We start from the raw sequence: 9,082 nt of genomic DNA, 5'->3' as shown, positions 1-9,082 counted from the left end.
GTCTTCGACCGCAGCGGCTCCGGGGTCTGCACGAGCACGAATGATCGCGTACCTGCGTCGCGCGAATTGGCCTCCATCACGGCCTGCGCCGTGGTCCCGGATCCGGCGAAGAAGTCGAGGACGATGGCATCGGGGTCGAAGAACGTCTGTGAGGCCACGAGCGCCTTGACCAGCTCGACCGGCTTCGGATAGCTGAACACCCCCGCCAGACCCAGCGGCTCCAGATCGTTCTGCCCGCCGAGCGCCTTGATGATCGAGTACATCTTCGAACTCGCCTTCTCCGCCGGCGTCACCCGCACCACCGCGTGCTTGCCGTCGGTTCCCCACGGCCGGAGGATGTACTCGCCCGATGCCAGCTTCGCGTCCACCTCGGCGAGTTTCCTCTCGCCTTTGACGGCGACGATGTCCTCATACATCAGCCGCCGCTCGGACCCGCGCGCATACCGGCCGAAACCGGCGCGCAGCACATCGGTTTCCACGAGCATCCGCCTGCCGTCGATGACCTCGAGCTTCGCCGGCGACTTCTTCTCCGTGAGGAACGGCCCGACCCGGCTCGCCTCGCGGGCCCAGACATGCACATAGTCGTGCCCGCGCACGAACGACCGCGCATTGCCCCCGCCCTTGGCCCGCTGATGGATGAGCGTGCCCAGCGAATTGTCCTCACCGAAGATCTCGTGCCCGAGCAGCTGCGCCCACGCGCTCTCCTTGTCGTCGAGATGGAGGAACAGCACCCCATCGTCGCGCATGAGCTCGCGCGCGAGCAGCAGCCGCGGAGTCATGAAGGACAGCCAACTGGCGTGATCGTGCCCGTGATCCTTGTAGGTGTGCGCGTTGCCCGTGTTGTACGGCGGATCGATGTAGACGACCTTGACCCGCCCGCGATGCGTGGCCAGCAGCGCCTGCAGAGCCGGCAGATTGTCCCCGACGATGAGCAGATTCTCCCGCGGATCGGGAGCGACGCTCGATCCGTCATCCTTGCGCAGGTGAGGACGGCGGGCGCCCTCGCCGAGGTGGTGCTCGGGTCCCTCGTCACCCTCGCCGAGGCGGGGCTCGCGTTCCGTATCACAGTCACCGAGGTGGTGCTCGGGTCCCCGTTCACCGGGGCCGGGCCCGGTGTCGGCATCCGCGATGAGGCGGTGGCCGAGGGCGAAGGCGGCGGCCTTGCCCGGCCACTCCAAGACGGTCGTCATCCTTCTCCTTCACCCCGAACGGTGCCAAGATTGCTGTATGAGTATTTCACGAGTGGCCGTCGTCGGTGCCGGCATCCTCGGTGTCGCCGCCGCCCGCGAAGTCACCATGAGGTTCCCCGCCGCCGAGGTCACCGTTTTCGACAAGGCCGATACCGTCGCCGCACATCAGAGCGGTCACACCTCCGGAATCGTCGACTCCGGACTCGATCAGACACCCGGCTCGACGGAGGCGAAGCTCACCCGACGGGGCCTCGAGCTGCTCATTCCCTATATGGCCGAAGCCGGCGTGCCCTACCGGGAATGCGGGCAGCTGCTCATCGCCCAGAACACCGACGAAGCCGAACGACTCGAAGAGATCTTCGCCCGTGCCAAGGACAATGAGGTCCCCGGAGCGCGACTGCTCGAACGCCACGAGATCGGAGCCGTCGAACCGGCGGTCAGGGGAGTCCTCGGACTCTTCTCACCCCATGCGGCCGTTGCTGACTTCTCGGCGCTCACCGCCGCGCTCGCCTCCGATGTGCGCGGCGCCGGAGGGACATTCCGCTTCGGCACCGAGGTCACCGGCGTCGATGCCATGAGCAACGAAGTCCGACTGCGTGGGCGCCCGGTCCCGGCAGAAGACTTGCCGGCGGGGGATGCGGCTGCAGCCTCGGAATCCGGCGATAGCGCCCGGGGTGAAGGCACTGCCGACGAGCGGGATGAACACGATGGCGCGGCCGGCCCTGACGGCCGCGGCGCGGAGAATGCCGACGCTCATGACAGCCGCGACGAACAGGTCCGCGACCGGCCGCGCACCTACCGCGGGGAGGAAGGCCGCGAACCCGTCATCGGCATCGGCGACGAGCTGCGCGATCGCTTCGGTGGGCAGGACTGGTTCAGACAGGCCGAATCGACGATCGGCGAGTGGACGCAGAAGGTCTCCGACGCGTGGGCGAACCGCGACGGCTCGCGTACTGGTGGCGCAAGATCGCGCGCTGGTGACACACCCAGCAAGTCGCGCCGCGACGGCTCGGTCCGGGACGCTCCAGCCGAGGAAGTGCTCGGTGCCTTCGACATCGTCATCGTCTGCGCCGGCCTCCAGGCCGATCGCCTCGCGACCGCCGCGGGACTGAATGCCGAACCGAGGATCGTGCCTTTCACCAGCGACTTCTATCGGATCCCTGCTGCCGATACAGACGCCCCCACCGGCACCGAGGTGGTCCGCGGCATCATCGGCTCCGTTCCCGACCCGCAGGCCCCCTTCACCGAAACCTCGATCGTCCGCGGACTCGACGATGGGATCATCCTCGGACCGAACACCTTCGTGGCCCTCGGCCGCGAAACCTACGACCGCCACGGATTCGACCTCGCCGATATCAGCTCGACCGCCAGATCCAAGGGATTCTGGAAGTTCGCCGCCCAGACAGCGAAGACAGCGGCCCGCGGAGCCAGGCCGCTGGTGAGCAGGACCGCATTCGTCGACGGAATCCGCCGCTTCGTCCCCGAGCTCGACCCGACCACGGTGGTCCCCGGGACCCGCGGAGTCCGCGCTCAGGCGATGACCGCCGACGGCGGACTCGTCGACGAACTCACTGTGACCAGGCGCGGCAGGCTGACCATGGTCAGGTCCGTGCCGAAGTGGGCGGCCACCTCGGCGCTGGCGATCGCCGAGACGATCGTCGATCGGGCGTTCGAGAACTCGGCCCGTTGAGGCCAACCTGCCATCCTGTGAAAGGGATACTGCTCGTGAGCGAAAATCGGCAAGTCCCCGCGCTGTGTACGTGGATCGAAAACGGTCCTGACGAAAGCTGGACGCTGCAGGTGGATCTTCCGGCCTCATCCATTCCCGCCGAGGCGGCTCCCGAGGACGGACAGGAGATCTTCGTCGACCTCAACGGCGTCACGAACAGACGGAATGTGCCGGGCGGAATCATGGTCCGACGCCCGGCCGGGGACGAGGGCGGCGACAGTGTCGACGGTGCCGGCGCGACGCGGTATTCGATCGAACTGGCGGTTCCGCGGGGGTATCGCGGGGCGTTGCGCTTCCTGCCCGTGCCGCGAGGACTCCAGGTCGCCGACCGTCCGACCTGGCTCGATGTCCTCGCGAAGGGTTTCGTTCCCACCGGTGATCACGGCCTGCGCACGGTCACGGACATGCGTCGAAAACAGGTCCTCGAACTCGCCGCACCCGATGCCCGGCCCTTGAACTGGACCGGTGGAGCCAGAGCGGGCGCTGGCACGAGCGGAAGGGAGGAGGAAGGGCGGTCCGACGTCGACGAACAGGTCATCACCCTCGGTTCCTCACCGAGGCGGACCTGGATCCACCGACCGCAGCGAGGTCCCGCCTCGGCGCCGGTGCTCATCGTCTTCGACGGGGAGCGGTTCATCCGCGGGGGACTGCTCGAGGGGATCGACGAGCTGGTGTCCCCGCCGTCAGCGGTCATCGCCATCGACCACGCTCCCGTCGGGGAGGGCGGGCCCGATGAGGACGCGGCCGTCGGTCAGCGCGCCGACGACCTCGTGATGAATCCGCGGTTCTGCGACGATGTCCTCGCGCTCGTCCGTCGGACCGCGCCGGACGTCAAAGCGCGGACGATCGTCGCGGGCGCCTCATATGGCGGACTGGCCGCGGCCTTCTTCTCCCTGCGGCACCCGGAAGCATTCCGCGGGATCTGCCTCTCACCGTCGTTCTGGGAATCCGATGACCAGGGGCGCAGGATCTGGGACCTCGGGCCGAGCCGATCCGACGACAGATCTGACGGCACTGACGGGGAGTCGGAGTCCCACGAGTCGGAGCCCCTCGAGGCCGTCGCGCATCCGACATTCTGTGTCGACCACGGGACCCTGGAGACGGTCATTGCAGACTCGGTCGCCGAGGCCACCGAGGAGTTCGCCGCTCGCGGCATCGATATCGTGTCTCGACCGTTTGTGGGCGGGCACGAATACCTGTGGTGGCGCGAACTCATGCTCGTCCGCCTGGCCGAAGTCCTGGCGGAATGATCCGAACGCTCACCGGCCTCGGTCACGGGGCGCCCGGAGTGGGGGGAGCCGTCTCGGCGTGGGATTCCTGTGCCGTCGATCTCTGTCGACGATCAGCCGGAATGGCGTTCGAGGAACTCGTAGACCTCGGTGTCGTCGACTCCGGGCACGGCACCGGGCGGAACCGCGGCCAGCAGCGAGGCGTGCATGCGGGCCGACGGCAGCGCCTGATCCTCCCATTTCTCGGCCAGGTCGTCCGGGGCCTGCCGGCAGCAGGACGGATCCGGGCATCCGGACTGCGAGCGGATCGGTGACTCCCGACCTTCGAACCAGCGGACGTGGGAGAACGGGACGCCGACGCTGATGGCGAAGTCGCCGCCAGGCAGCACGCGGGCTGTGCACCAGAACGATCCGTGCGGGGTATCGGTGTACTGGTAGTACGGGCTGAACCGGTCTGCGACGCGGAAGACGGTGCGCGAGGTGAAGCGCTTGCACGCGAACTGGCCCTCGATCGCTCCGAGCGGATCGGTAGGGAACGGCAGGCCGTCGTTCGAGTACGCCTTGTGGATCGTGCCGGAATTGTGGACCTTCATGAAGTGCACGGGCAGTCCGAGATGCTCGGTGGCGAGGTTCGTGAACCGGTGGGCAGCCATCTCGTAGCCGACGCCGAACATATCGCGCAGATGCTCGACGGAGAGCACCCGCTTCTTCTTCTCCTCCTCGAGCATCGGCACGGCCGCGGACTCGGGCAGCAGGATCGCGGCAGCCAGATAGTTGGCCTCGACGCGCTGCTGGAGGAACTCGTGGAAGTCCTTCGGGGAGTCATAACCGAGGACATGCGGAGCCAGGCTCATGAGCAGGTGCGACCGCGGATCGAAGGCGGCATCGGCATTGGGCAGATACAGGCGCTTGTTCGCGGTGTCCGAGATCGACCGAGTCGATTCTGGCAGGTCGGAGACGTAATGGAGGCTGAAACCGAGCTTCTCGGCGATGAGCGCTGTCTGCCGCTGTGACACCGTTCCGGATTCGTAGCCGACGAGGTCGAGCAGTTCCGCGGCGGTGGCCTCGAGGTCGGCGAAGTAGTTGTTCTTCTCCCTCATCCGATCCCGCAGCTCCCGGTTGGCCCGCCGTGCCTCCTCCGGGGTGGCCGCACGCCGTTCGAGGGCTTCGCCGAGCTGCCGCTGGAGACCCACGATCGCTTCGAGGGCATCGGCCGGCAGGGACTTGATCCGCACCTGCGGCAGCCCGAGTGCGGAGTACATGGGGGAGGCCTGATTGCGTTCGGCCTCCAATTCGAGGGCTTGACGCTCGTCGATCGGAGCCGGATCGATGAGCTCGGAGACATCTGTCTTCAGTGCCTTCGCAATCGCGGCCAAGAGCGTGACAGAAGTTTCTCGCTTGCCGTTCTCGATCGTCGAGATCTGGGACGCTGCGCGCCCCACTTCCTGCCCCAGCTCGTTGAGGGTCAAACCACGCTTCTTGCGAAAAAAACGGATTCTTCTGCCGATGCTGAGCGGGTCGGTCTGCTGGTCTTCGCTCTCAACTTCCGCGCCAACGCTGTTCAAGGCGCCTCCCTCGGTTTCTGTGGGCCGGTTCACAATCGTGAAAACCAGTATGACAGAACCGCGAAATTTCTGAAACCGGAAATATCGAGATTATTCATCCGAAAAAACAATGCGAGAGCGCTTGCGGCCCCCGCAGACTGGATACATCAACAACCCCGAGAGATCGAGAAAGAGAAGGACAATGACTGAGAACACCACGCAGAACAGCTTGCACGATGCTGAAGCCATCCGCCGCGAATGGGCCACCAACGCCCGCTGGTCGGGAGTCGCTCGTGACTACGAGCCCGAGGATGTCGTCAAACTGCGCGGTTCGCTGATCGAGGAGCACACGCTGGCCCGTCACGGAGCCGAGCGCCTCTGGAACCAGATCACCGCCGGCGACATCCACTCCGGTGACTACGTCAACGCACTCGGTGCACTGACCGGCAACCAGGCAGTCGAGCAGGTCAAGGCCGGCCTCAACGCCATCTACCTCTCCGGCTGGCAGGTCGCCGCCGACGCGAACGCCGCCGGTCAGACCTACCCCGACCAGTCGATCTACCCGGCCAACTCGGTGCCGCAGGTCGTCCGCCGTATCAACAACGCTCTGATGCGCGCCGACCAGATCGAGACCTCGGAAGGCAACAAGCAGGTCGACGACTGGTTCGCTCCGATCGTCGCCGACGCGGAAGCGGGCTTCGGCGGCTCGATCAACGTCTACGAACTCATGCGGTCGATGATCGCAGCCGGCGCTGCCGGTGTGCACTTCGAGGATCAGCTCGGTTCCGAGAAGAAGTGCGGCCACCTCGGCGGCAAGGTCCTCGTCCCGACCTCGCAGCACATCCGCACGCTCAACGCCGCCCGCCTCGCGGCCGACGTCGAGAACGTGCCCAGCCTCGTCATCGCCCGTACCGACGCCGAGGCAGCCACGCTGATGACCTCGGACATCGACGAGCGCGACCAGCAGTTCGTCACCGGTGAGCGCACCGCCGAAGGCTTCTACAAGGTTCGCAACGGCATCGAAGCAGGCATCGCACGCGGACTGTCGTTCGCTCCCTACGCGGACATGCTGTGGATGGAGACCTCCACACCTGACCTCGAAGCAGCCAAGCAGTTCGCCGAGGCGATCCACGCCGAGTACCCGGACCAGATGCTGTCCTACAACTGCTCGCCGTCGTTCAACTGGCGCAAGCACCTCGACGATGCCACCATCGCGAAGTTCCAGCGCGAGCTCGGAGCCATGGGCTACAAGTTCCAGTTCATCACCCTGGCCGGCTTCCACGCTCTGAACTACTCGATGTTCGATCTGGCCCACGGCTACGCCCGCGAGCAGATGAAGGCATACGTCGACCTGCAGGAGCGCGAGTTCGCTGCCGAGGAGCGCGGATACACCGCGACCCGCCACCAGCGTGAGGTGGGCACCGGCTACTTCGATCTGGTGTCGACTGCACTCAACCCCGAGTCGTCGACCACCGCGCTGGCCGGCTCCACCGAAACCGCTCAGTTCCAGTGAGCCGCACCGGGTTTTCGCCCCGCTGACCAGCGGGGATGAACCCACCCAGAACCCGGGGCGGATCGGCAGTGTTTTCACGGGGTTTACATTGTCGATCCGCTCCGTCACACCACAGACGCATCGAAACCCCGCCACGATCCCACGGGAACGCTCACGAACACGGGGCAGCCGCCTCGGCGAGGATCCCCCACAGCACCAGCCGCACATTCCAGGCACACACTACGACGGGTGAGGAGAAGCCCATGTCTTACATCAAGATCAACGCGCCGCTCGAAACCGGCTTCGGCACCGTCCTTTCGGAGCCTGCTCTGACGTTCATCGCCAAGCTCCACGACGAGTTCGCCGGCACCATCTGCGACGTGCTGCGCACGCGCCGGGCCCGCGCGGCCGAGATGAACGGCGGAACCCTCCCCCGCTTCAAGCCCGAGACCGCACGCATCCGCGCCGACCGCTCCTGGTCGGTCGCCGGATCCGCCGGAGCACCCGGCCTCGAAGACCGCCGCGTGGAACTCACCGGGCCGGTCACCGAGGATGAGGTCGTGGCGGCACTGAACTCGCAGGCGAAGGTGTGGCTGGCCGATCTCGAAGACGCCACGAGCCCCACCTGGGCCAACGTCATCGGCGGACAGGTCAACCTCTTCCGCGCCATCCGCGGTCAGCTGCCCGGCGTCAACAACGACAACCAGCCGACGATCGGGCTGCGCCCCCGCGGTTGGCACCTGCCCGAGAAGCACCTGATCTACGTCGATGACAACGGAGCCGAGTTCTCGACCTCCGCAGCGCTGGTCGACTTCGGTCTCTACTTCTTCCACAATGCTCGGTACCTCATCGACAATGGTTCCGGCCCGTACTTCTACCTGCCGAAGCTCGAGTCCTCGCAGGAAGCACGCCTGTGGAACAAGGTGTTCGTCCTGGCACAGAACATGCTCGGCATCGAACGGGGCACCATCCGGGCCACCGCTCATATCGAGACGATCACCGCAGTGTTCCAGATGGAAGAGATCCTCTTCGAGCTGCGCGAGCACTGTGCAGGTCTCGAGGCCGCCGGTTGGGACTACCTGTTCTCCGTGGTGAAGAACCTGCGCAACACCACCGACTACGTTCTGCCCGACCGCGAACGTCTGACGATGGATCTGCCGCTGATGAAGGCCTTCACTGACCGGCTCGTGGCCACTTGCCACCGTCGCGGCGCACACGCGATCGGCACGATGTCCAACCTCATGGCCGATCATCCGGACGAGGAGTTCGTGGCCGCCGAGTTCGAGCGCATGCGTGAGGACAAGGCCCGCGAGGCCTGGCAGGGCTTCGACGGCACCTGGGTGGCCGACCCGGCACTGGTTCCGGCAGCGCTGGCCGTGTTCGACGCCGCTCTGGGATCAGCTCCGCACCAGCTGGAGAACAAGCGCCCCGATGTGCAGGTGACCAGTGAGAACATCCTCGACATCACCGGTCTCGAACCGGTCGTGACCGAAGAGGGCGTGCGCGTGAACATCCGCGTGGCCATCGGATACATGAACGAATGGCTCGGCGGAAACGGGCACGTGGCTCTGGAGAACCAGCTCGAAGACGTGTCGACGGCCGAGATCTGCCGCTCGCAGATCTGGCAGTGGATCCGCCACGAGGTGACTCTGGACAACGGTCAGCAGCTGACCACGCGTCTGGTGGAGCGTTACCTCGGAGAGGAGCTGGCTCTGATGCAGCGCCGTGCCGATGACCACTTCGATGAGGCCGTGGAGATCTTCCGTGAGACGGCGCTGGGTGAGGAGTTCGCCGAGTTCCTCACCATGCCGGCCTACACCGACCACCTGGTCGACCGGGTGTCCAAGCCCACCGAAGCCTTCGTCGCCTAACAATTACTACCTGACGGCGGCCCAGCA

The 9,082-nt window shown here is 66.0% G+C and carries 6 protein-coding genes; 4 read left to right on the top strand and 2 right to left on the bottom strand.

Annotated elements, in window-relative coordinates; genetic code table 11:
* Positions 1-1,190 (bottom strand): site-specific DNA-methyltransferase (locus ACTIIH_RS03810; RefSeq protein WP_441450557.1); only part of this gene is annotated, 1,190 nt, incomplete at its 3' end.
* A 37-nt stretch (positions 1,191-1,227) separates the two neighbouring features.
* On the opposite strand from ACTIIH_RS03810, the gene ACTIIH_RS03805 reads away from it, so the two are divergent.
* Complete coding sequence (locus tag ACTIIH_RS03805; RefSeq protein ID WP_441450555.1) at positions 1,228-2,880, top strand: FAD-dependent oxidoreductase; 1,653 nt, start codon at positions 1,228-1,230, stop codon at positions 2,878-2,880.
* A gap of 35 nt (positions 2,881-2,915) precedes the next feature.
* Positions 2,916-4,169, top strand: coding sequence for an alpha/beta hydrolase (locus ACTIIH_RS03800; RefSeq protein ID WP_441450553.1), 1,254 nt, complete (start codon positions 2,916-2,918; stop codon positions 4,167-4,169).
* A gap of 92 nt (positions 4,170-4,261) precedes the next feature.
* Here ACTIIH_RS03800 and ACTIIH_RS03795 read toward each other — a convergent pair whose 3' ends face one another.
* Positions 4,262-5,713, bottom strand: a complete 1,452-nt coding sequence (locus ACTIIH_RS03795; RefSeq protein ID WP_248279082.1) for a helix-turn-helix transcriptional regulator — start codon at positions 5,711-5,713, stop codon at positions 4,262-4,264.
* 181 nt (positions 5,714-5,894) lie between these two features.
* On the opposite strand from ACTIIH_RS03795, the gene aceA reads away from it, so the two are divergent.
* Together aceA and aceB are read left to right on the top strand one after the other, a co-directional pair.
* On the top strand, positions 5,895-7,205 hold the full coding sequence (gene aceA, locus ACTIIH_RS03790) for an isocitrate lyase (RefSeq protein WP_101595844.1): 1,311 nt from the start codon (positions 5,895-5,897) through the stop codon (positions 7,203-7,205).
* A gap of 242 nt (positions 7,206-7,447) precedes the next feature.
* Positions 7,448-9,055 carry a malate synthase A gene (gene aceB / locus ACTIIH_RS03785; RefSeq protein WP_441450550.1) on the top strand — a complete coding sequence of 536 codons (1,608 nt, stop codon included), beginning with the start codon at positions 7,448-7,450 and terminating at the stop codon, positions 9,053-9,055.
* Positions 9,056-9,082 lie beyond the last annotated feature (27 nt).

The organism is Brevibacterium sp., from assembly GCF_052105255.1.
Lineage (GTDB): Bacteria > Actinomycetota > Actinomycetes > Actinomycetales > Brevibacteriaceae > Brevibacterium > Brevibacterium linens_B.
Note: the sequence above shows the minus strand (reverse complement) of the source record. Positions and strands in the feature narration are given on the sequence as shown.

Coding starts and splice junctions, on each gene's coding strand:
- ACTIIH_RS03805 (WP_441450555.1), top strand. CDS start 1,228: ATGAGTATTTCACGAGTGGCCGTCGTCGGTGCCGGCATCCTCGGTGTC.
- aceA (WP_101595844.1), top strand. CDS start 5,895: ATGACTGAGAACACCACGCAGAACAGCTTGCACGATGCTGAAGCCATC.
- aceB (WP_441450550.1), top strand. CDS start 7,448: ATGTCTTACATCAAGATCAACGCGCCGCTCGAAACCGGCTTCGGCACC.